This is a genomic window from Burkholderia sp. BCC0322, from assembly GCF_902833045.1.
Taxonomy (GTDB): Bacteria; Pseudomonadota; Gammaproteobacteria; order Burkholderiales; family Burkholderiaceae; genus Burkholderia.
Genome location: NZ_CADFDU010000001.1, coordinates 660,083 through 682,118, shown reverse-complemented (window position 1 = coordinate 682,118; position 22,036 = coordinate 660,083). Strand labels below are relative to the sequence as shown.

Here is a 22,036-nt window from a genome sequence, read left to right as displayed (position 1 = left end):
CGCCCGAGCCGCTTCCGGCCGATACGCGCGGCGCCGGTGCAGCCGCCCGCCTCGCGGACGGGCGATGCACCGGCGTGCGCTCAGGTCAGGACGCCTTCACCAGCTTGACGATCGTCAGCGCGCCGTCGACCTTCTCGATCCGCACCTTGACCTGGTCGCCCGGATGCGCGTGCTCGAGCATCGCCGCGTCCTTCGCCTTGAACGCCATCGTCATCGGCGGCATCCCGACGTTCTCGAGCGCGCCGTGCTTCAGCGTGATCCTGCCGGTCGCGGCATCGACCTTCTTCACTTCGGCGTCGGTCAGCGCGGCATTCGACTCGGCCATGCCGCCCGACGACATCTTCATGCCGGACATGTCCATGCCGGCCATGTCGCCGGCGGCAAAGGCGGGGGTGACGGCCGTGCCGGCAGCAAGAACGGCAGCAGCAACGGTGAGGGTAATCAGCTTCTTCATCGGGATTCTCCGGTTGGGTTGGATGGCACGTTCGTGCCGTGAGGAACTGCTTCGGAATGCCGCGCGCGGCCCGCGCTTCGCGCACGACGGCGGTGCAGCAGGAGCCATGCGGCGGGAATGACGAACATCGACAGCAGCGGCGCCGTGACCATGCCGCCGACCATCGGCGCGGCGATGCGCTGCATGACTTCGGAACCGGCGCCGTGCCCGACCATGATCGGCACGAGGCCGGCGAGCACGACGGCGACCGTCATCGCCTTGGGGCGCACGCGCAACACCGCGCCTTCGCGGATCGCGTCGAGCAGCAGCGCATCGGTCAGCGATTCGCCGGCATCCAGCCGGCGCTGCAGCGCGCCCTTCAGGTACAGCAGCATCACGACGCCGAATTCGGCGGCCACGCCCGCGAGCGCAATGAAGCCCACCGACGTCGCGACGGACACCGCATGGCCGAGCGCCCACACGAGCCAGAAGCCGCCGACCAGCGCGAACGGCACCGTCGACATCAGCAGCAGCGCATCGGCCGCCGAGCCGAACGTGAGGAACAGCAGCACGAAGATCACCACGAGCGTCACCGGTACGACGGTCCGCAGCTTGGCCGCCGCGCGTTCGAGATACTCGAACTGCCCCGACCACGCGATCGAATAGCCGGGCGGCAACGCGACCTGTTGCGCAACGACCTGCCGCATCGCGCGCACGGCACTCCGCAGATCGGTGCCGCGGATGTCGACGTACACGTAGCCGGACAGTCGCGCGTTCTCGCTGCGGATCATCGGCGGGCCGTCGGCGATCGCGATGTGCGCGACGTCGCCCAGGCGGATCTGCGCGCCGCGCGCGGTGACGACCGGCAGTTGCCGCAGGTTCTCGACCGAATCGCGCACCTCGCGCGGGTAGCGGATGTTGATCGGGAAGCGCTCGCGCCCCGCGATCACTTCGCCGACATCCTCGCCGCCGACCGCCGACGACACGACCGACTGGATGTCGGCCACCGACAGCCCGTAGCGCGCGGCGGCGAGGCGGTCGATGTCGACGTCGATGTAGCGGCCGCCGTTCAGCCGTTCCGCGAGCGCGGACGTCACGCCCGGCACGGGCTTCACCGCGGCCTCGACCTGCTTCGCGATCGCGTCGATCCCGGCCAGGTCCGGCCCGGAAATCTTCACGCCGACCGGCGTCTTGATGCCGGTGGACAGCATGTCGAGCCGGTTGCGGATCGGCGGCACCCACACGTTCGACAGCCCCGGCACCTTCACCGTGCGATCGAGTTCGTCGACGAGCTTCTCCGGCGTCATGCCGGGCCGCCAGGCACTGCGCGGCTTGAAGCGGATCGTCGTCTCGAACATCTCGAGCGGTGCGGGATCGGTCGCGGTATCGGCGCGGCCCGATTTGCCGAACACCGTGTCGACCTCGGGCACGGTCTTGATCAGCCGGTCGGTCTGCTGCAGCAGCACGCTCGCCTGGTCGGCCGAGATGCCGGGCAGCGCGGTCGGCATGTACAGCAGATCGCCTTCGTCGAGCGGCGGCATGAATTCGCCGCCGAGCCGCGACAGCGGCACGGCCGTCAGCACGAGCGCGACGACCGCGACGCCGATCGCGACCCACGGGCGCCTGAGCGTCGCTTCGAGCAGCGGTCGGTACGCACGGATCAGCACGCGATTGATCGGATTCGCGTGCTCGTGCGGAATGCGGCCGCGCACGAGATAACCCATCAGCACCGGCACCAGCGTCACCGACAGGCCGGCGGCGGCGGCGATCGTGTAAGTCTTGGTGAACGCCAGCGGCGCGAACAGCTTGCCCTCCTGCCCTTCCAGCGAAAACACCGGGATGAACGACAGCGTGATGATCAGCAGCGAGAAGAACAGCGCGGGCCCGACCTCCGCGGCCGACGTCGCGACGAGCTCCCAGCGTCGCGCGGCCGTGATCGGCTCGCCTGAATGCGCGTGGTCGTACGCCTCGAGATGCTTGTGCGCGTTCTCGATCATCACGATCGCCGCGTCGATCATCGCGCCGATCGCGATCGCGATCCCGCCAAGCGACATCAGGTTCGCGTTCACGCCCTGGTAGCGCATCACGATGAACGCCGCCAGCACGCCGAGCGGCAGCGACAGGATCGCGACGAACGCGCTGCGCAGATGAAACAGGAACACCGCGCAGACGATCCCGACGATCACGAACTCCTCGATCAGCTTGTCCTTCAGGTTGGTAACCGCGCGCTCGATCAGCTGCGAGCGATCGTAGGTCGTGACGATCTCGACGCCGGGCGGCAGCGCACGCTTCAGGTCGGCCAGCCTGGCCTTCACCGCATCGATCGTGGTCAGCGCGTTCTTGCCCGAGCGCATCACGACGACGCCGCCCGTCACCTCGCCCTGCCCGTTCAGCTCCGCGATCCCGCGCCGCATCGCCGGGCCGACCTGAATGCGCGCGACGTCGCCGAGCAGCACCGGCGTGCCGGCGTCGTTCGTGCGCAGCACCACGTGCCGGAAGTCGTCGAGCGTGCGCAGGTAGCCGGTCGAGCGCACCATGTACTCCGACTCGGCCAGCTCGACGACCGAGCCGCCGGACGCCTGGTTCGCGTTGCCGAGCGCGTTGGCGACTTCCGCCTGCGTGATGCCGTACGCGCGCAGCTTGTCCGGATCGAGCACGACCTGGTACTGCTGCACCATGCCGCCGATGCTCGCGACTTCCGACACGTCGGGCACCGCCTTCAGCTCGAACTTCAGGAACCAGTCGTTGAGCGCGCGCAGTTGCCCGAGATCGTGACGACCGGTGCGATCGACGAGCGCGTACTCGTACACCCAGCCGACGCCGGTCGCATCCGGCCCGAGCGACACCGTCGCGCCGGCGGGCAGCCGGCTCTGCGCCTGGCTCAGGTATTCGAGCACGCGCGAACGCGCCCAGTACGGATCGGTGCGGTCGTCGAACAGCACGTAGACGAACGCGTCGCCGAACGACGAATACGCGCGGACGGTTTTCGCACCGGGCACGCCGAGCAGCGTGGTCGTCAACGGATAGGTCACCTGATCCTCGACGACCTGCGGCGCCTTGCCCGGATACGACGCCTTCACGATCACCTGCGTATCCGACAGGTCGGGCAACGCATCGAGCGGCGTCTGCGCGAGCGAGTGGACGCCCCATGCGGCGAGCAGCACGGTGGCGAGCAGCACGAGGAAGCGGTTGTGGACGGACCAGCGAATGATGCGCGCGATCATCGTTCGCCTCCCTGCGGTTCGACCTTCGTCAGCCGATAACCGTCGTCGCTCCGCGTGAACGCGAAGCGCACCGTCTGGCCCGGCTTCACGTCCGGGAACGCGGTGGCCGACGGTTTGCCGAACGTCATCGTCATTGCCCCCCAGCCGAGCGCCGGAACGGGTTGATGCGAGAACGTGATGTCGTCGGCCGTGACCTGTTCGACCTTGCCGGTGGTCTCGTAGGTGGGTGCCGCCGCTGTCGGCGCCGACGCGGGCATCGCCCCCGCCGCGCTCGCGCCGGCGCCGCTTTCCAGCCGCGGCAGCACGCTTTTCAGGCTCGCCTCGGAATCGATCAGGAACTGCCCCGACGCAACGACCGTGTCGCCTTCGTTCAGCCCGCCGAGCACTTCGGTGTCGCCGCCGACGTCGTTACCCGGCGTCACCGTCACGGGCTGAAGCCGGCCGTCGCGGCTCCTCACGATGACGATCGAGCGCTTGCCCGTCGCGATCACCGCTTCGGACGGCACGAGCAAGCGCGACACGGTCTGCCGCGCGGCGACCCGCACACGCATCAGCATGCCGGGCGTGAGCTTCAACGCGGCGTTGTCGAGCTCGACCCGTGCCTGCAGCGTGCGGCTGCTCGTGCTGATGCCGGGCAGCACTTCGCGGATGCGTCCGGTGACATGCTGCGCCGGGTCGCCTGCGAACGTCGCGTCGACCGCCATCCCCGGCTGCACGTTCAGCGCCAGCGCTTCCGGCACCTCGACGATGAGCCACAGCGTCGACAGCCCGGCGATCTTCGCGAGCGTCTGACCGGGCGCGATCATCGCGCCGTCGCGTACGTTCAGCTCGCTGACGACGCCGGTTTCCGGCGCCGTCAGCACGACATGCGTCTGCGCGCGACCGGTGCGATCGAGGCTCGCGATCATGCCGTCCGGAATCGACAGCGCCCGCATCCGTGCGCGCGCCGCATCGAGCAGGCTGCCGTCCATCCCGCCGCGCTTGAGCGCGAGGTATTCCTCCTGCGGCGCGAGCCAGTCCGGCACGAACAGCGACGCGATCGGCGCGCCCTTCACGATGCGCTGCATCGGCGCGCGCGCATAGAGACGGTCGATGTAGCCGGTGACACGCGACTGGACGACATCCGCGCGCGATTCGTCGAACTGCGTGGTGCCCACCGCATCGAAGCCGGCGGCCGTCTGCCGGCGGCGCACGGTCGCGTAGCGGATGCCGAGGTTCTGCTGCAGGCCCGGATCGATCCGGATGCCTGACGAACCGCCGCCTTCGTCCACATAGACAGGTTGCAATGGCATGTCCATGAACGGCGATTTGCCCGGTTTGTCGAAGTGCTGGTTCGGCACCATCGGATCGTGCCAGTACAGCACCTTGCGGCCGCTCTTCGAATCGGCGTTGCCCGACGCGGGCGATGCGGTGATGTCGGTTGCCGCTGCGGCCGTCGTCGCGTGGCGTGTGCCCGCGACATAACCCGCGCCGAGCAGCGCGGCACCGGCGAACGCCAGCACGGCCGCACGGGCCCATATTTGCTTCGTCATGTCGTTCTCCTTTATTGCGCCGCGGCCAGCGTCGACGGCACGACCTGGTATTCGAGCTGCGCCCAGGTCTGCGAGACCTCGCGCCGGAGATCGAGCACCTGCAGTTGCGCATCCAGTTGCGCGCGGCGCGCGGCGAAGGTATCCGCGAGCGCGCCGGTGCCCGCACGGTAGGCCGCGTCCGCCAGTTGCACGCGCTGATCGGCGGCGGGCAGCAATGCGTCGCCGAGATTCGCGATGCGTGCGCGACCGCTCGCGAGCGTCGCGGACTGCGTGCGGATATCGGCCTGCACCTGGCGCAGCGTGTCCTCGTACATCAGGCGGGCCTTCGTCGCGAGCGCGGCCTTTTCGGCGACGTCGCGGTCCTGGCGGTTCTTGCGATTGAGCGGCAGCGGGATCGTGACGCCGACCGACACCATGTTCGAATACGCACCGCCGCGCTGCTGGTACGCGACTTCCCACGTCCAGTTCGGGCTGCGTTCGCTGTTCGCGACGGCGGTATCCGCTTCGGCAACCGCGATATCGTCGGCGGCCGTGATGAGCGCCGGTTGCGACAGGCGAAGCTCGTCCGGCGGCAGCGACGATACGAACGATTCCGGCGCGGGCGGCGTGCCGGTGACATCGTCGGCCGGCACGGCGGTCCAGCGCGACAGTGCGATGAGCGCGGTCTGGTAGACCTGCTGCGCTTTCAGCCGTTGATCCTGCGTCTGCGCGAGCATGGCCCGCGCCTGGACGACATCGGCCGCACTGGCCTTCGCGCCGCGATACGACGCCTTCGTCGCCTCGAGCTCATGGTTCATGTGATCGAGCAACGCCTGCTGCAGCGCGAGCGCCTGCTTCGCGTAGACGGCGTTCAGCCAGGCCGACGCGGTTTGCTGGCGCACGCTCGCGAGCTGCGCGAGATAGCCGGCGCGCTCGCGCCCGACCTGCTCGTTGGCGAGCGCCGAGCGCAGGCGCCGCTTGTCGCCGGACACCCACTCCTGCTCGATGCCGATGCGGCGCATCGTCATGAAGTCCTGGCCGATGGTGAAGCGCTGGCCGCCATTGACCGGCAGGTTGTCGATGCCGGCCTTGAGCATCGGGTCGGGCAATTGGCCGGCCTTCACGGCCGACTCCGAGCGGGCGCGCACCGACGCCTGGGCGGCCTGCATCGAAGCGGAATGATCGGTGGCGGCCTGCAGCGCGGCGTCCAGCGTGAAAGGCGGTTGCTGCGCGTGAACGGCGCCCGCAACCAGCAGCGCCGCCCACAGCATGGGCGCGCGCCGACGCGCACGCCGCGCGGGCGGCGTGCCGAGATGGAATGACATGGTTTAACCCCAACGGCGGAACCCCATAGGGATTCCACGTCCTGATACAGGACGAACCTCACCGCGAATGCGGCGAACCTATCGGATCGGGATCAGCTGATGCGTGGAGGGCGCCACAATCCGTTCGGATCGCGGACCGGGAGAATTTGCGCGTAGTGGAACGCGACGGTACGGGCGTATGCAGCGGGACGACTGACGTCGGCGCGAGCGGCCGGATGATAGAGACTGCCGAACTGGCATTGCGCCGTCAGCTTGCACGACACGCCCTTCGCTTTCGCGTGAGACTTGTCGGTAGGCGACGGCTTCATCGAATCGCAGCCCAGCATGTCGGCGGACATGCCGGACATGCCAGCGTTCGTGTCCATCGACATGCCCTGCTGCATCATCGGACATTCCCCGGCCAAGCCGCTGGCTGCCAGCCCGCTGATGGGCAGCACCGCGCAGAGCAGCAGCAGGATGACGGTCCGGAGGAATTTCATTGCGGGGATTATAGCGCGGGGTTTTGTTGCGTGTCGGCGCGGCGAAGCGGCGGCCCAACTCCACCGCCGCAACACGCTACCGCGCGAGCCCGTCGGCCGCCAGTACCGCCTGCACCGCGGGCCGCGCCCGCACCCGCTCGTACCACGCACGCAGATGCGCATACCGGGTCAGGTCGATATCCGCGTGGTACACCGACCGCATCCATTCGGCCTTGCCCCACCCCGTCAGCGCGAACAGATACGCATCGGCGACTGTGAACGTGTCGCCGGTCAGGAACGCGTTGCCGTCGAGCTGCCGGTCGATCCACGCGAAACGGCTGTCGAGCTTCGCTCTCGCCGGGTCGACGTATTGCCCCGCCTGCACCGCGTACAGCAGCGGAATGAAACCCTTGTGGATTTCCGCCGTGAGAAAGTTCAGCCACTCCATCAGCCGATAACGGCCGAGCGTGCCGTAGGCGGGCGCGAGCGCGGCTGGCGGGCACCGATCCGCGAGATACTGCGCGATCACCGGCCCTTCGCGCAGCAGCGTGCCGTCGTCGAGTTCGAGCAGCGGCACGTAGCCGAGTTCGGTCACATCGTAGTAATTGCGCCCGTCTTCAATGACATGCTTGCGCGCGTCGACCTTGACGATCTCGGCCTCGATGCCGCCTTCGCGCAGCACGATGCAGATGGCCTGGGAGCAGCTTCCGGGAGCGTGATAGAGCTTCATGCGTGTCCTTCTTGGGTTGTCCATGTATCGATTCGCCGCGACGCGGGCGCTAATATCTCGCATCGGCGCAGGGCTGGGAAGACGGCAGTCGTTTGTGCCGTAGTCACAAAAAATTTACCGACCAGGATTGGGCACGATGAAAACGAGTGCGACAGGATGTTCCGTTGAAGAAGCGATGCGCCTGCTCGGCGGCCGCTGGCGGCTGCTGCTGGTGTCGTATCTGCTCGACGGGCCGCGGCGCTTCAGCGACCTGCGGCGCGACATGCCCGGCATCTCGCAACGGATGCTGACGCTCGACCTGCGCGCACTCGAAGACGCCGGGCTCGTGCGACGCACCGTCTATCCGGAAGTGCCGGTGCGCGTCGAGTACGATCTGACCGCCGACGGCGACCGGCTGCGGCCGGTGGTCGACGTCATGCGCGAATTCGGGCTCTGGCTGAAGGCGCGCGATGCCGATGCGTCGTGCGATACCGGCGTAACACCTCCTGGTACGGAAGCCGTGATCGAAGCGGCCCTCCCTTCAACCCGATAACCGTTACCCCCTTACGCAGGAACCCACATTCATGGAACTTCACGCCACGATCGGCGCGGCGACGTCCGATCTCGACGACGACGAGAGCTTCGCCAACATCTACTGTCACGACGCCGAGCAGGACTATTGCTTCGCGCTGTCGCGCTTTCCGGACGACGCGCTGATCGAAGTGATGGTGCGCGACCAGATCAACGTGCGCGTCAAGGATCTGTCGGTACGCCTGACGGACGACACGATCGACGTCGAGCTCGAACCCGCCGTTGCCGCGCGTCTCGACGGCCAGACGCGCTACGTGATCCATCTCGCGCCCGGCCAATACGATCCGGTCGTGCTGCGCGCCGCGCTGAAGGAGATCTTCGCCGGCAAGAACGGGGTTCAGGACGACAGCACGCTCGGCTAGGCAGTCGTCAGCCCGCTCATCCTCGACCCTCGCTCCTACGTTTGCCCATGATGCGCACCCCGCGATTCCGCCCGCTTCCCCGCCTTGCCGCGACCACGCTGCTGCTCGCCGCCTTCGCATCGATCGCGCCCGCCGCGCATGCAGCGAAACCGCTGCTCACGTTCAAGGTCGACGACACCGTCACGGCCCGCGTCGAACGCGCGGACAGCGCGCACATCACCGTGCGCTTCCTGCCGAGCGGCAAGACGCAAACGCTCGACGTGATTGCCGCCGACGAGGAAGGCCACTATCACCTCTCGTCGGACGACTACAACTTCGACGGCCACCGCGATCTCGCCATGCACGCGACGCTCGGCATGGTCAACGACAGCTACGGCATCTACCTGTACGACGCCGCGCGCCAGCAGTTCGAGCCGCTGCGCATGCCGGCGGGCAACCTGCCGCATGGCAACTGCGACGACCTCGTCAACGTGGTCGCGAAACCGAAAGTGCGCACGCTGTACAGCTCGTGCCGCGGCGGCCCGATCTGGTACACCGACGCGTACCGCTTCGATGCCGGCGGCAGGATGTACCTGTACCAGTCCAGCGAAGCGATACCCGACGACCTGCGCGACCTGCTCGACGGCGATTCCGGCCTGTCGTCGATGCTGCTGACCTACGATGCGCAAGGCAAGCGCGTATCGCGCCGCCCCGACGCGTACGGCGGCGGCACGGTCACGTTCAAGGTGCGCCCGGCGCGGCTGCCGCTGCACGACGCGATGAACGACGCACCCACGCGCCGCTACGTCGTCGCAGGCGACACGGTCGAGCTGATCGACGCGAGCGCCGATTTCCAGTGGCTGAAGGTGCGGTATCGCAATCCGCGCGCCGGTGCGGTGCAGGGCTGGGTCAGCGCGAAGGAAGCGATGGCCAACTGATGCAGGCGGCGCCTTTTCCCACCTATTGAGCGCATCGCGTCCCATTGATAGGGATGCCTGTCCAAATGTCGACGCCCCCGCGCACCACGGCGCCAACGTTCGCCCCAACGCCATTCGATTCGCCCGCCCCGCTTTCGGGCGCCGGCCGCGCGTCGCGTCAGAACCGCCGAGCCCCGTCGCGCGCGAGATCGTGCGGATTGCCGGCCACGTAGTCGAGCGCGCACGCCTCGGTATCGATGCCGACGGTCAGCAGCGTTGCCCAACGCTCGGTGTCGGGCGTCGACAGGTCCGGATGGAAACAGACGACGGCCTGGCCGCCGGCCGCGCCGCACATCGCCGCCGCGCGCTCGCGCACGTCGTCGCGCGTCATCCCGCTCACGACGTCGTTCAGGTGCGCCAGGCGCTCGCGCGTCGTCGAGCTGTCGGGCATGCACTCGCCGCCGCTCAGCGCGCGATCGAGGAAGTGGTTCGTATGCAGCAGCCAGCCATCCGGACGCGGCACCACCACGCCGACACCCGACGGGCTCAGCTCGATGCTCGCCGCACGCGGATTCGCGTCGTCGCGCGTGAACACGGTCAGCACGGTCGACGCGCTCACGCGTGCGGTGCGCGCCATGTCGATCGCTTCCTGCACGGACGTCGCCTCTTCGAGCAGGCGCCGCGCAATCGCGTGCACGGGCACGCCGGCGCTGTCGTTGTCGCTCGCGTGGTGCAGGATGTTGAAGTGCAGCCCCAGCCCCGCGCCGTTCACGCCGAGCTTCGCCAGCATCCCGAATTCCGAGAACAGCTTGACGGTGCGGCCGTGCGGCGTCGCGACCCGCATCAGCAGCCCCTGCGGGGCGAGGCTGTCGTGCCAGTCCCACGTCTGCAGCGTGCGCGGCGCATGCGGGCCGGCCGGCGCATGGACGGCCGTCGAGCACTCGCCTTCGGCCGACGCGGGCGCGGTGGCGAGAATCTCGGTGCGTGCGTTCAGGCACGCGAGCTGCCAGCGCGGCAGGTCGACGCCGTCGGCGATCGCCTCGACTTCGGCGGCCAGGCGCGGGCACCACGCACCGAGCGCGGCCAGGCTCGCTTCGCCGATCTCCCGCGCGCGCTGCGGCGCGATGCCGAGCTTCGGGAAGAACGCGAGATACAGCGCGACCGTCTCGCGGATCTCCGGCGCGAAGCGCTCGCCGATCAGGCGGCCGCGCTCGCGCGGATCGGTGATGTCGGTCACGAAAGTGTGCAGCTTCAAGGTCAAGTCTCCTGTGGTGAATGCGCTCCGGGCTCGCGCGGCCCGGAACGTGATGCGGCGCGCGCCGCCCGTCAGAACGCGTAGATGAACTGCATCCCGGCCAGGTCGTTGCTGCGCGAGTACGTCCCGTTGCTCTTCAGGAACACCGGATGGTTCGCCGCGTCGTGGCGGTATTCGACCTTCACGGTGATCTGCTGCGTCGGATAGAACAACAGGTCGGCCGTGATCGCGTAGCGCTGCGCACCCTTGCACTCGGTACCGTTCGCCGACGAGCGCTGGAAGCACGCCGGATCGATGCCGAAGCCGCTCGACCCGTTCACCGACGGATTGCCGCCCGCGAGCCCGTACTGGATGTTGGTGCCGCCGCCGCCGTTCGACGCGTCGTTCAGGTAATCGAAGCGCAGCGTCGCGCCCATGCGGCCGACCCACGACGTCGTCCACTTCGTATGGCCGAGCAGCGACATCCCGTACCAGCGCGCGGTGCCGCCGTTCCATGCGCCCTTCTGCAGCTCGCCGTAGTCAGCCTGCGCGTTGACCTGGGTCTTGTCGTGCGTATAGGTCACGTCGGCTTCCACGTACTTGTAGAGGCCGGTCGGCGACGCGCCGTTGCACTGATAGCCGTAGCCGCCCGCCTGCGCACACGGCGAGAACAGCGACTGCCGGCCCAGCATCGCGGAGAGGCCGAAGTCGAAGGCGGTCGACGTCGCGTTGTCGAAGCGCGCGGTGATCGTCGGCGTCCAGTTGGTCTTCGTCGTGTTGTTCGCCGCGTTCGCGATCGCGCCGGCGGTGCGCAGCACCTCGTTGCCGATCACGACCTGCCAGAAACGCGTCATCGCCGCGTTGGAGCCTTTCAGCCCGACGCCGATCAGGTTGCCCGGTTCGCTGAAGTCGTACAGCAGCCCGTGCGTGAGCGTCAGCATCTGGGTCGACGGCTGCACCTCGTAGCCGGCGAGGCTCGGCATCATCCCGACCTCGAAGGTACGCGTCGTGCCGAGCGGCACGGTCACCACCGCCTGCGTGACGATGTTGTTGCCGACGCCGCCGTGCGCATTGCTGAACACGTTGCCGAAGCCGCGGTTCGGCTGGATCACGACCTCCGCCGACGGCGCCATCGGGCCGACGCCGAAGGTCTTCTTGATGTCGAGGTAGACGTCGCCGATCGTGCTGTTGAAGTAGTCGTACGCGCCCGGGTCGTGGTTCAGGAACTGGAAGCCGGACGTGCGCTGCGCCCGGTTGAACAGGTACACGGGATCGACGTAGCCGGTGACGCTCAGGCCCGCGAGCGGGCCGGTGGTCGCGGCTTCCTGCAGCGAGTCGACCTTCAGCGACGCGTTCGCGATCTGCTCGCGCATCTGCTGCAGGTCGTCGTTCGTGAACGCCGGCGCCGAATCGGCGGCCGGCGCGGCGGCCGCTGCCGTGTTGATCGAACCGATCTTCGCGCCGCCCGAGGCGGCAGTGGCGCTCGTTGCGGCGCCGGCGGGCTTCGCCGCCAGCATGCTCGCGCGCAGTTCGTTGACCTGCTGCTGCAGCGCGTCGACCTGCGCCTGCAGCGCCTTCATCCTGCTCGCGTCGGTCGCCTGGGGCGTGTGCGCGAATGCCGAGGCGGCGTCGAACGCCAGCAGGCACAGCGCCGTCATGTGTCTGATTTTCATGTTTGGGTGGTCGTCGGGACGAGCGCGCCCCCCGCCCGCCGCGATGAGCCGCGGGGCGCGCGAAAGGTGTACGGGAATGCGGAGCGCGGCGGCCGGCTTACTCGGTCTTCAGCTTCGTCCAGAGACGGTTCTGCAGACGCATCAGCTCAGGCGGAACCGGCTTGCTGAGGCTCAGCTTGCGGATCACGTCGGCGGGCGGGAACACGGCCGGATCGCTCGTCACCTCCGTGCGCACCAGCTTCTTCGACGACGGCACGGCCGACGGATACGACGTGTCGTTGGTCAGGTTCGCGCTCTCCTTCTCCGACAGCACGAAGTTGACGAACTTCAGCGCGGCGTCCGGATGCGGCGCATCCTTGGGAATCGCCATCATGTCGAACCACATCGCGCTGCCCTCGGTCGGGATCACGTACTTGATGTGATACGACTTCTTCGCGGTGGCAGCCGCGATCCGCGCGGAGTTCACGTCGCCCGACCAGCCGAGCGCGAGGCAGATGTCGCCGCCCGCGAGATCGTTGATGTAGCTGCTCGAATTGAACTGCGTGATGTACGGCCGCACCGACTTCAGCAGCTCGTACGCGGCCTGGTAGTCGGCCGGGTTCGTCGTGTTCGCATCCTTCTTCAGGTAGACGAACGCCATCCCGAACGCATCGACCGGCGAATCGAGCACCGATATGCCGCAGTGCTTCAGCTTCTGCGCGTACTTCGGGTCGAACAGCAGCGCCCAGCTGTCGAGCGGCGCGTCGTTGCCGAGCGCGGCCTTCACCTTCTCGACGTTCATCCCGAGGCCATCCGTGCCCCACGTCCACGGAATGCCGAACTGGTTGCCCGGGTCGTCCTTCGCGAGCACCTTCATGATTTCCGGATCGAGCAGCCCGTAGTTCGGTACCTGGCTCTTGTCGATCTTGCGGAAGATGCCGGCCTGCAGCTGCCGCGCCCAGAAGATGTCGGACGGCACGACGACGTCGTAGCCCGACGTGCCCGACAGCAGCTTCGCCTGCAGCGTCTCGTTCGAATCGAACTCTTGGTAGACCACCTTGATGCCGGTCGCCTTCTCGAAGTTCGCGATCGTCGCCTTGCCGATCGAGTTGCCCCAGTTGTACACGTTGACGACGTCCGCCGCGTGCGCCGCCGGTGCGCCGCCCCACAGGACGCCGCCCAGCGCGAGCGCCGCGCATGCCGTTCCCAGATGCTTGCTCCAATCCCCTGCCATGGTTTCCTCCGTCGATATCATGATCCGCTCGCGATGAACGGTGTGTGCTTCGGTCCGGAAAAATGTAGCCAGAGGAAATTGGCCGGTCTGCCCTGCCGATAGGGGGGCACACCGCACAATCGGCGCATCCGGTTCCGGACGGATGCCCCGATCGGCACGCCATGGAAGCGATTTGAAAGCGTCCGTCGCCGCTTCGCCAGGCCAGCCGAAAACCGCTCAGGACGCCTGCACGCCCGTGCGCACGCCGAAGTCCTCGCCGACGTGCGTGATGCGGCCGTCCATCATCGTCAGCGCGACGTCGATACGGCCGATGTCGTACTGGCCGACTTCGAACAGGTCGTTTTCCAGCACGACGAGATCCGCGCGCTTGCCGGGCGTGAGCGACCCGACCTCGTGCTCCATCCCGAGCTGGTACGCGCCGTGGATCGTGTATGCGGCGATCAGCTGCGGAATGCTCAGGCGCTCGGCGAGGTCCGGGAATACCGGCGCATCGGGTTCGCCCGCGAGCTGGCGCGTATGACCCGACTCGATGTGTTCGAGCGGCTTGTGCTGGCAGCGGCACTGGCACGCGAGGCCGTCCATGCCGATCGACACCGTCACGCCTGCGTCGACGAACGTGCGGAACTTGTACATGCTGCTCCAGCGCGCGTGGCCGTAGTGGTCGCGCAACTGCTCGGTGTACGCGTCGACCACGCCCCACTGCAGCTGCGTGTTCGCCATCACGCCCGCGCGGCGGAAGCGCGGGATGTCCTCCGGATGCGTGAGGAACGCGTGCGTGATCACGTGGCGGCGGTCGCGCGGCGGGTTCGTGCGGTTGACCGCGTCGAAGCCGTCGAGCGCCATCCGCACGGCCGCGTCGCCGACGCAATGGACCATCACGTTCGCGTTCACGCGATCGGCTTCGACCAGGTAGCGGTTGAACGTGTCGGCCGGCATCGTCGGCGCGCCGCAGGTGTCGGGGCGGTCCGCGTACGGTTCGAGCAGGTACGCGGTGTGGTTCGCTTCCGTGCCGTCGAGGAACAGCTTCAGCGCGCGCGCCTTCACGAGCGGCGAATCGTACTGCTCGCGGTATTTGACGAGCGTGCCGACCGGGTCGTCGATCTCGCCGATCACCGCGACGCTGCCGACCACGCGCAGCTTCAGGTCGCCCGCGCGCTCCATCGTCTGCAGCGTCTCGTACAGCAGCGACTGGTCGCCGCTCGCGTCGAAGAAGCCCGCGTCGAACACGGTCGTCACGCCCGCCGCGCACAGCTTCTCCTGCCACGGCGGGATCGACTTCAGGTACAGGTCGATGCCGGTCGGCAGCAGGCCGGCCGCGCTGATCCGCTGCATCAGCAACGAATACGCGGCGCCGTCGACGATCAGGCCGGTCGGCTCGCCCGTCACGGCGTCCTTCTCGAACCAGCTCGCGCCTTCCTGCACGGGGGGCGTCGATGCGTCGATACCGGCGATCTCCAGCGCCTTCGAGTTCACCCACATCGAATGGAAATCGGTCGACAGCAGGCACACGGGGCGATCCGCGCAGATCGCGTCGAGCGTCTCCTTGCGCAGCAGCGCCGGCGGAAGGGTCGCCTGCACCCAGCCCATCCCGGTGATCGCCGGCTCGTCCGGATGCGACTCGACGTACGCGCGCAGCGCGGCGAGCACCTTCTGCGGATCCTCGTGGTTCACGAACGCCTGGAACGCGAACGCGGTCGTCTCGAAGTGCCAGTGCGATTCGACGAAGCCGGGCAGCACGAGCCGGCCGGCCGCGTCGACGACCTTCGTGCCGGCGCCGACGTAGGCCTGCACGGCCGCCGTGTCGCCGACGTAGACGATCCGGTCGTCGCGCACGGCGACCGCCTGCGCCCACGGCTTGTGCGGATCGACGGTGTAGACCTTCGCGTGGGTCAGAACGAAATCCGCCGGCGTCGAATCGCTGGCGGCGGGCGTCGGGTGCATCTGCATGGCCGGTCCTTTCTGTTGATCAAGTTTTCGAAGTGCTTTCACTATAGGCAGACGATACGCGCCGGTATGCCCCCCCGCCGCGGGGGCTTGGACGCATTCCGGCCGCCGCGCGCACGGTCTTGTCATCGTTTTGGGGACAACGCATGAAATCCGTGGGACTCATCCGGTGAATTCCCGGCTGACGCGTGCGCGGCGTTCGCGTAACGTCGCGTGGTCCCCTGACCGCCCACGCCCGACCATGCGACTTCTCCAGCCCGACCCGGCCGCCCGCGGCCACTACCTGATCGGCGTGCGCCCCGACACGCTCGGCGCAACGTTGCGCGCGGTCGGCACGCCGGATTTCGTCGGCGCGGTCACGGCGTTCGTCAACGACAGCATCGACGCCGACGCGGTGCACCTCGAACGCTGGCGCGCCGACACGGGCAGCACGTCGGGCTTCGTCGTCGAATGGCTCGGCAGCGGCAGCCTGCGCTTCGCGGCCGATACGCTGCGCGTGATGGATGTCTATTACCAGGACTACTGCCAGGTCGATCCGCTGGTCGCGCCGCTGCGCGGCAAGGCCGGCACGCTATTGGTGCAGCGCCATGTCGACGGCATCGCGCAAGGCGAATTCCGCCGCCGGATTTTCGACGAGCCCGGCATCGCGCAGGAATGCCTGCTCGTGCACGGCAACGCACACCTGCAGTACGCGCTCGGCCTCGCGCGTACGGTCGGGCGGGCCGCGTTCACGACGGACGAGCTGTTCCACTTCCGGCAGATGGTCGACCTGCTGTTCCCGATGTTCGAGCTGCATGCGCGCACCTGCGCGGCGCGGCGCGTGGCGGCGGTGTCGGTGAATGCCGCGTCGCAGGCGAGCTTCGACGCGCGCCTGGAACGGCAGGACGTGCAGTTGTCGCGCCGCGAGCACGAGATCTGCCGGCTGATGCTGTGCGGGCGCTCGGTGCCCGAGGCCGCGCAGCAGCTCGACGTGAAGCTGTCGACGGCCGAGTCGTACGTGAAGCGCGCGTTCGCGAAGCTCGGCGTGCGCACGCGCCGCGAGCTGTTCGACTGGGTGCTGGTCGACTGCTGAACGCGCGCCGTCGGCTTACGCGGCCAGCGCAGCCGCCTTGATGTTGAAGGCGCGCAGCAGGTCCTCGCAGAACGCGTCGACGATCGGCTTGTCGCTCGCGCTGCGCTTCATCGCGAGATGCAGCGGCACGTCGAAGCTGAACGTCGTGCGGCCGACGGCCTTCACGAGCCCGCGCTGCTCGAACGGCTCCGCATAATGCGCGGGCAGGTAGCCGAGATGGCCGCCCGACAGGATCAGGATCGTGGCCGCCTCGATGCTGTCCGCGCTCGCGGTCACGCGCCGCTCGGGCAGCGGATACTGCTCCTCCGGCACCGGATAGGTGCGCCATACCCAGTCGTGAAGCTGCAGGTCGTCCGCGGTCACGGGCCGCGACGCATGGAACAGCGGATGCCCGCGCCCGCAGTAGATCACCTGCTGCTCGGTGAAGAGCGGCGTGTAGAGCAGCCCGGGCACGCGATGCCAGAAATAGCCGATCGCGAGATCGAGTTGGTGGTTGACGAGGCTTTCCTCAAGTTCCTGCGGCGACGCCACCTTCATCGCGAACGTGACGGCCTGGTCGCGCTGGCGGAATGCGCCGATCGCCTCGGCCACGCGCGCGTTCTCGACGAGCGGCGCCTGGCCGATCAGGCCGATCGACAGCGTGCCGACCAGCTTGCGGTCGATGTCGCGCACACGCGCGACGAATTCGGAGGTGGCCGCGACGAGCGTGCGCGCGGTGGCCGCGAAGCGTTCGCCCTTCGACGTCAGGCGAAAGCCGCCGCGCCCGCGATCGCACAGCTTGAAGCCGACGCGCGCTTCGAGCGCCGAGAGCTGCGTGCTGATCGTCGACTGCCGCACGCCGAGCGACGCCTCGGCGGCCGTGATGCCGCGTGCGTCGACGACGGCCAGAAAGACCCGGATGAGCCGGAGATCGAGATCGGAGGTATTCGAGAACATGCTTCCAGCCGCTGCGCGTGTGCGCGTTGCCCGGCCGGCACGACGCGCATCGCACGCCACGCCGGCCGCCTTCGCCGATGAACCGAACCGGACGCGCGCCGCCATCGGCAGCGGCGCGCGTCGCAACCGTCATTCAGGTGCTGCCGCGAGCGCGCGTTCCCTGCCGAACACGGCCGGCCGCAGCCGCCGGTAGCAGAGGAACGCCACCGCGCACAGCACGATCGCCGCGATCAGCGCCGATTGCGTACCCGCGCGCTCGATCAGCGACCCGCCCGCGACCGAGCCGACGCCATAGCCGAGCGCGACGCAGCCGGGCGACAGCGCGGCCGACTTGCCGACCAGGTCGTACTGCGGAATCGTCGCGTAGATCAGCAGCGCGCCGCCGGTCCAGCAGCCGATGAAGACGATCGCGCCGAGCGTGAACGTCACGGCCGATGCCGGCATCGCGAGCAGCACGGCCGCGACCGCGCAGCCGCCGAGGTTCACGAGCGCCCAGCGGCGCAGGCCCGCGCCCGCACCGAGCTTCGGCATTGCCGCGCAGATCACGAGGCTCGCGATGTTCGCGATGCCGAGCACGAGCGACACCGACTTGCCGCTCAGGCCTGCCGCGGTGCCGATCGTCTCGAGGAAGGTCCACACGACGCCGACGCCGCCGTACAGCGCGAGCTGCGCGCACAGCACGAGCATCGCGCCCCGGCGGTCGATGCGGCCGGCAACGCCGGCCGGCGCCGGGGCGGCCAGCGTCTCGCCGCGGCGAAACAGCGGCGCGGCGAGCACGAACGCGCCGAGCACGCACGCGACGAAACCGAACACGCCGTGGGCACCCCATGTATCGCTCAGCATCGGGAAGATGTACGCGAGCAGCACCATGCTCCACGTCACCTGCCCCATCAGCATGATCCCGAGATTGCGTTCCGGCGCGCGCGAATACGACAGGTAGCGCAGCGCGATGCCGTTCAGCCCGCCCGAGCCGACGCCCGCGATGAACTGCAAGGCCGAATACGCCACCAGCCCGTGCGTCGCGAGCGTGCCGAGGTTCGCGCCGGCCGCGAGCGTCACCGCGCCCGCGAGCACCCACCGGACCGGCTGGCGGCCGAGCACGAACGCGACGAGCAGCGTGCCCGTCGATTCGCCGAGCACCTCGATGAAGCTCGACAGCCCGAGCGCCGCTTCGCCGAAGCCCCAATGACGTTCGACCTGCCCGACGATCGCGGGCAGGCCGAGGAAGACCGTCGGCCCGAGCATGCCGAGCAGCAGCATCACGACGACGAACAGCGCGCTTTCCTGTCGCGCCTCATCCTGCAGGTTGACTACATTCATCTGGTGTCTCTCTCCGTGTCCGCGGCGCGGACCGTCTCCCCTGGGGATCGTTTTTTGTATCGGCACGCGGCGGCCCGGCGCGACGTGAGGCCGCCGCGTCGTCGCTTACATCGGGAAGCCCATCGCCTTGATGCCGCTGATCCACGCACGCTTCCAGCCGCCTTCCGCATCCGCGCCGTCGAACGCATGAAACGTGATCTTCGCGGCGACCCAACGCATCGGCTCGGGCGGGATGTAGCTCGGGCTCTGGTTCGCGATGTCGAGCTTGCGCTCGGGGCTGTCCCGGTCGAACAGGATGTTCAGCCCCATGAACGCGCCGAACCGGCTCGCCGCGACGCCGAAGCCCGTATAGCCGGCGACGAACACGGCCTTGTCGCCGAGATAGCGCTTCGCGAACACCGAGCCGCGCGAGCAGTAGTCGATCGGGCCGCCCCATGCGTGCGAGAAACGCACGTCGCACAGTTGCGGGAACGTGCGGTAGAACGCTTCCGCGAGCCGGTAGTACGTTTCGCGCTGGCTGTCCTGGCGCGGTTCCGGATCGCCGTCGAAGTGATAGCTCACCAGCCCGCCGAAAATGATGGTGTTGTCCTTCGTCAGCCGGAAATAGTTGAGCTGCGTGCGCGTGTCGTACACGCCCTGGCGGTTCTTCCAGCCGATCCGCGCGAGTTGCTCGCCCGTGAGCGGCTCGGTCGCGAGCACGTGGTCGCGCACCTGCATCACGCGGCGGTTGATGTCGGGAATCCCGACCTTCGCGGTGCCGCTGCCGAACACGACGCGCGGCGCGCGCACGCTGCCCTTCGGCGTCTTCACGAACACCGTGCTGCCTTCGTCGGTCACGGTCACGAGCGGCGTGTGCTCATAGAGCTTCACGCCGAGCTGCAGCGCCGCGCGCTTCAGCCCCCACGCAAGCTTCGCCGGGTGCACGATGCCGCTGCGGTTGCGCGACCACAGCGCGCCCGCGAACAGCGGCGAATTCAGTTGTTCGAGCGTTTCCTCGCGGTTCAGCAGCACAACGTCGTGGCCGTACTCGCGATGCAGGTCGTAGTCGCCCTTCAGGTGCGCGACATGCTCGGGATCGACCGCGACCGTCATCTCGCCGTTCCACTCGATGTCGGCGTCGATGTCGTAGCGCTTCAGCGTGTCCTCGAAGCCGTCGAGATTGCGATGGCCGAATGCCTCGAGCTGCGCGATGTCGTTCGGGAACACGCGCACCGCGTTCGGCAGCCCGTGCATCACCGACGTCGAGATGATCCCGCCCGCGCGGCCCGATGCGCCGTGCGCCACCTTGCCGGCCTCGATCAGCACCACGTTCAGGTGCGGCATCTGTTCCTTCGCCTGCACGGCCGACCACAGCCCCGTGAAGCCGCCGCCGACGATCAGCAGGTCGGCCGTCACGTCGCCCGCGAGTTCCGGCTCGGCGGCCGGCGCCGCCGGATTGTCGAGCCAGTACGGGAACAGCTTCGTATTCGCGAGCGCCGCCTCGACGCCCAGTGCGACCGGCGCGCCACGCATTGCGTGCGCCTGCACCGGTGCGGTCTCTCTTGCCTTGACTTCCATTTCCATGATCCCAGCCATCACACGCGAAAAAACGAAACCGCCGCCGGGCGCGCGTCACAAGGACGACGACACCACGGCGGCGGCTCCAGGCATCACGACTTCTCGAGCAGCACGTAGAACTTCTTCGCGTCCTCGATCGTCTCCCAGCGGCCCGCGAAACCGGCCGGCAGCAGGTAGCCCTGGCCCGGCGCGAATTCCTTGCGGTTGCCTTCGACATCGGTCAGCGCGATCCGGCCCTCGACGAGCCACACGGCTTCGTCAGCCGCGGTTTCCGGAAACTCCACCGCGCCGGCCTTGCCTTCCCACCAGCCGATGATGTAGTTGCCGCTCTTGCCTTCCGCCGCGCGCCAGTCGCTTTCGTCCATTCCGAAGTCGAGCTTCGTGAATTCGCCGATGCCTGCGCCGAGCGGCAGGATGTCCTTGATCAGTTTGGTCATCTGAATCTTTCGTCTCTTGATTGAAAAAGCAGGGACAACGTTACGCATTTACACTGCCCCGGTATGCCCCCCTCCGGGGGGGACAAGCGGTGTTTTCCGGGGCGAACGGGTCGGCAGGACAACCGACGGTGTTTCCCCCTAATGACGTTTTTCGTTGCGGACGCTACAATCCGCCCGCTTTTCACCCGGGGAACCGCATGCTGCTCAACGTGAACCCCTTCCATCGCGACAACGACCGCTTCAACGTGTCGTTCAAGGCGCTGGGCGAGCTGATCGAGACGGTCGGCACGCCGCACTTCGTGCCGCGCCTCACGCAACTGCTGAACGACGTGGTGCCGCTCGACGTCGCGCACGTCGAACGCTCGCGCGTCGACGGCTCGATGCCCACCGGCTACCGATGCGAATGGATCGGCAGCAGCGGCATCGATACCGAATCCACCGAAATCTCCGACGTGATGACGCTCTACTACGAGCGCTTTCTCGACAGCGACCCGCTGTTCGCCGGGCTGCGCGGCAAGACGGGCACGATGCTCGTGGTGCGCGACATCGCGGCGATCCCGCCCGGCGAATTCCGCCAGCGGCTGTTCGACGACGTGCATATCGGGCACGAATGCGTGCTCGCGCGCGGCACGCGCTATTCGCAGCATTCGATCGCGCTGGAGCGCGGCCGCGACCGGCCGCCGTTCACGCTCGCCGAGATGAACCGCTTTCGCAGCATCAGCGACATGCTGTTCCCGCTGCTCGAACTGCACGCGTCGACCACGGCCGCGCGGCGCATCGCGCACCCGACGCCCGAAGTCCATCCGCTCGCGCAGTTCGATGCGCGGATCGCGGCCGACGGCGTGAAGCTGTCGAAGCGCGAATACGAAACCTGCAAGCACCTGCTCTCCGGCAAGACCGTGCCTGAAACGGCCGAGATCCTCGGCGTGCGCGTCGCGTCGGCCGAGTCGTACGTGAAGCGCGCGTTCGCGAAGCTCGGCGTGCGCACGAAGCGCGAACTCGCCGCATGGGGTTCGGCCTCCACCGCGTTCCCTTCCGCCGGCCCGCACGACGGCGCCGCGCCGTCGGCCATTCCACGCTGACACGCCCGGCCACGCCGCGCGGCCACGCTCGGTTGCGCCGCGTCGATGCGGCGGCGCCA

The 22,036-nt window shown here is 68.1% G+C and carries 19 protein-coding genes; 5 read left to right on the top strand and 14 right to left on the bottom strand.

The window, feature by feature from the left end; translation table 11 throughout:
* Positions 1-85: 85 nt before the first annotated feature.
* The 6 genes from HWX39_RS03185 to HWX39_RS03160 all read right to left on the bottom strand — a co-directional run bounded on the left by HWX39_RS03185 (position 86) and on the right by HWX39_RS03160 (position 7,681).
* Complete coding sequence (locus HWX39_RS03185) at positions 86-454, bottom strand: copper-binding protein (RefSeq protein ID WP_175965522.1); 369 nt, start codon at positions 452-454, stop codon at positions 86-88.
* Complete coding sequence (locus HWX39_RS03180; RefSeq protein ID WP_175965521.1) at positions 451-3,657, bottom strand: efflux RND transporter permease subunit; 3,207 nt, start codon at positions 3,655-3,657, stop codon at positions 451-453. Before HWX39_RS03180 ends, HWX39_RS03185 begins: the two co-directional genes overlap by 4 nt.
* A complete protein-coding gene (locus HWX39_RS03175) occupies positions 3,654-5,189 on the bottom strand; it encodes an efflux RND transporter periplasmic adaptor subunit (protein WP_175965520.1) in 1,536 nt (511 codons plus the stop codon). Before HWX39_RS03175 ends, HWX39_RS03180 begins: the two co-directional genes overlap by 4 nt.
* Before the next feature lie 11 nt (positions 5,190-5,200).
* Positions 5,201-6,493 (bottom strand): TolC family protein, encoded by a 1,293-nt coding sequence (locus tag HWX39_RS03170; RefSeq protein WP_175965519.1) that lies wholly within the window; start codon positions 6,491-6,493, stop codon positions 5,201-5,203.
* A 92-nt stretch (positions 6,494-6,585) separates the two neighbouring features.
* The gene (locus HWX39_RS03165) at positions 6,586-6,972 is read right to left on the bottom strand and encodes a hypothetical protein (protein WP_175965518.1); all 387 of its coding nucleotides are present in this window, start codon (positions 6,970-6,972) and stop codon (positions 6,586-6,588) included.
* A gap of 76 nt (positions 6,973-7,048) precedes the next feature.
* Entirely contained in the window at positions 7,049-7,681 is a 633-nt protein-coding gene (locus HWX39_RS03160; RefSeq protein ID WP_175965517.1) for a glutathione S-transferase C-terminal domain-containing protein, read from the bottom strand.
* A 136-nt stretch (positions 7,682-7,817) separates the two neighbouring features.
* Here HWX39_RS03160 and HWX39_RS03155 point away from each other — a divergent pair, with 136 nt between their 5' ends.
* Genes HWX39_RS03155 through HWX39_RS03145 form a run of 3 tightly spaced genes read left to right on the top strand, consistent with a single transcriptional unit; the run spans position 7,818 to position 9,530 of the window.
* On the top strand, positions 7,818-8,213 hold the full coding sequence (locus HWX39_RS03155) for a helix-turn-helix domain-containing protein (protein WP_175965516.1): 396 nt from the start codon (positions 7,818-7,820) through the stop codon (positions 8,211-8,213).
* 31 nt (positions 8,214-8,244) lie between these two features.
* Positions 8,245-8,613, top strand: a complete 369-nt coding sequence (locus HWX39_RS03150) for a hypothetical protein (RefSeq protein ID WP_175965515.1) — start codon at positions 8,245-8,247, stop codon at positions 8,611-8,613.
* A gap of 47 nt (positions 8,614-8,660) precedes the next feature.
* Positions 8,661-9,530, top strand: coding sequence for a hypothetical protein (locus tag HWX39_RS03145; RefSeq protein ID WP_175965514.1), 870 nt, complete (start codon positions 8,661-8,663; stop codon positions 9,528-9,530).
* Positions 9,531-9,687: 157 nt separating this feature from the next.
* Here HWX39_RS03145 and HWX39_RS03140 read toward each other — a convergent pair whose 3' ends face one another.
* The 4 genes from HWX39_RS03140 to HWX39_RS03125 form a co-directional block, all read right to left on the bottom strand.
* A complete protein-coding gene (locus HWX39_RS03140) occupies positions 9,688-10,764 on the bottom strand; it encodes a C45 family peptidase (RefSeq protein ID WP_175965513.1) in 1,077 nt (358 codons plus the stop codon).
* 71 nt (positions 10,765-10,835) lie between these two features.
* The gene (locus tag HWX39_RS03135; RefSeq protein WP_244134925.1) at positions 10,836-12,401 is read right to left on the bottom strand and encodes a DUF3138 family protein; all 1,566 of its coding nucleotides are present in this window, start codon (positions 12,399-12,401) and stop codon (positions 10,836-10,838) included.
* A gap of 112 nt (positions 12,402-12,513) precedes the next feature.
* Positions 12,514-13,629: a polyamine ABC transporter substrate-binding protein gene (locus tag HWX39_RS03130; RefSeq protein WP_175965511.1), complete on the bottom strand. Its 1,116-nt coding sequence runs from the start codon at positions 13,627-13,629 to the stop codon at positions 12,514-12,516.
* A gap of 216 nt (positions 13,630-13,845) precedes the next feature.
* Positions 13,846-15,576 carry an amidohydrolase gene (locus tag HWX39_RS03125; RefSeq protein ID WP_175965510.1) on the bottom strand — a complete coding sequence of 577 codons (1,731 nt, stop codon included), beginning with the start codon at positions 15,574-15,576 and terminating at the stop codon, positions 13,846-13,848.
* 238 nt (positions 15,577-15,814) lie between these two features.
* Between HWX39_RS03125 and HWX39_RS03120 the strand changes: the two genes are divergently transcribed.
* Positions 15,815-16,645 carry a helix-turn-helix transcriptional regulator gene (locus HWX39_RS03120; RefSeq protein WP_175965509.1) on the top strand — a complete coding sequence of 277 codons (831 nt, stop codon included), beginning with the start codon at positions 15,815-15,817 and terminating at the stop codon, positions 16,643-16,645.
* A 15-nt stretch (positions 16,646-16,660) separates the two neighbouring features.
* Here the strand turns inward: HWX39_RS03120 and HWX39_RS03115 are convergent, their stop codons facing one another.
* From HWX39_RS03115 to HWX39_RS03100, 4 genes are all read right to left on the bottom strand, one after another.
* On the bottom strand, positions 16,661-17,581 hold the full coding sequence (locus tag HWX39_RS03115) for a LysR family transcriptional regulator (protein ID WP_175965508.1): 921 nt from the start codon (positions 17,579-17,581) through the stop codon (positions 16,661-16,663).
* A gap of 129 nt (positions 17,582-17,710) precedes the next feature.
* Entirely contained in the window at positions 17,711-18,901 is a 1,191-nt protein-coding gene (locus tag HWX39_RS03110) for an MFS transporter (protein ID WP_175965507.1), read from the bottom strand.
* A gap of 105 nt (positions 18,902-19,006) precedes the next feature.
* Positions 19,007-20,464, bottom strand: a complete 1,458-nt coding sequence (locus tag HWX39_RS03105) for an FAD-dependent oxidoreductase (RefSeq protein WP_175965506.1) — start codon at positions 20,462-20,464, stop codon at positions 19,007-19,009.
* Between the two features lie 86 nt (positions 20,465-20,550).
* Positions 20,551-20,895, bottom strand: coding sequence for a cupin domain-containing protein (locus HWX39_RS03100; RefSeq protein ID WP_175965505.1), 345 nt, complete (start codon positions 20,893-20,895; stop codon positions 20,551-20,553).
* Between the two features lie 197 nt (positions 20,896-21,092).
* Here HWX39_RS03100 and HWX39_RS03095 point away from each other — a divergent pair, with 197 nt between their 5' ends.
* Positions 21,093-21,977: a helix-turn-helix transcriptional regulator gene (locus tag HWX39_RS03095; protein ID WP_175965504.1), complete on the top strand. Its 885-nt coding sequence runs from the start codon at positions 21,093-21,095 to the stop codon at positions 21,975-21,977.
* Positions 21,978-22,036 lie beyond the last annotated feature (59 nt).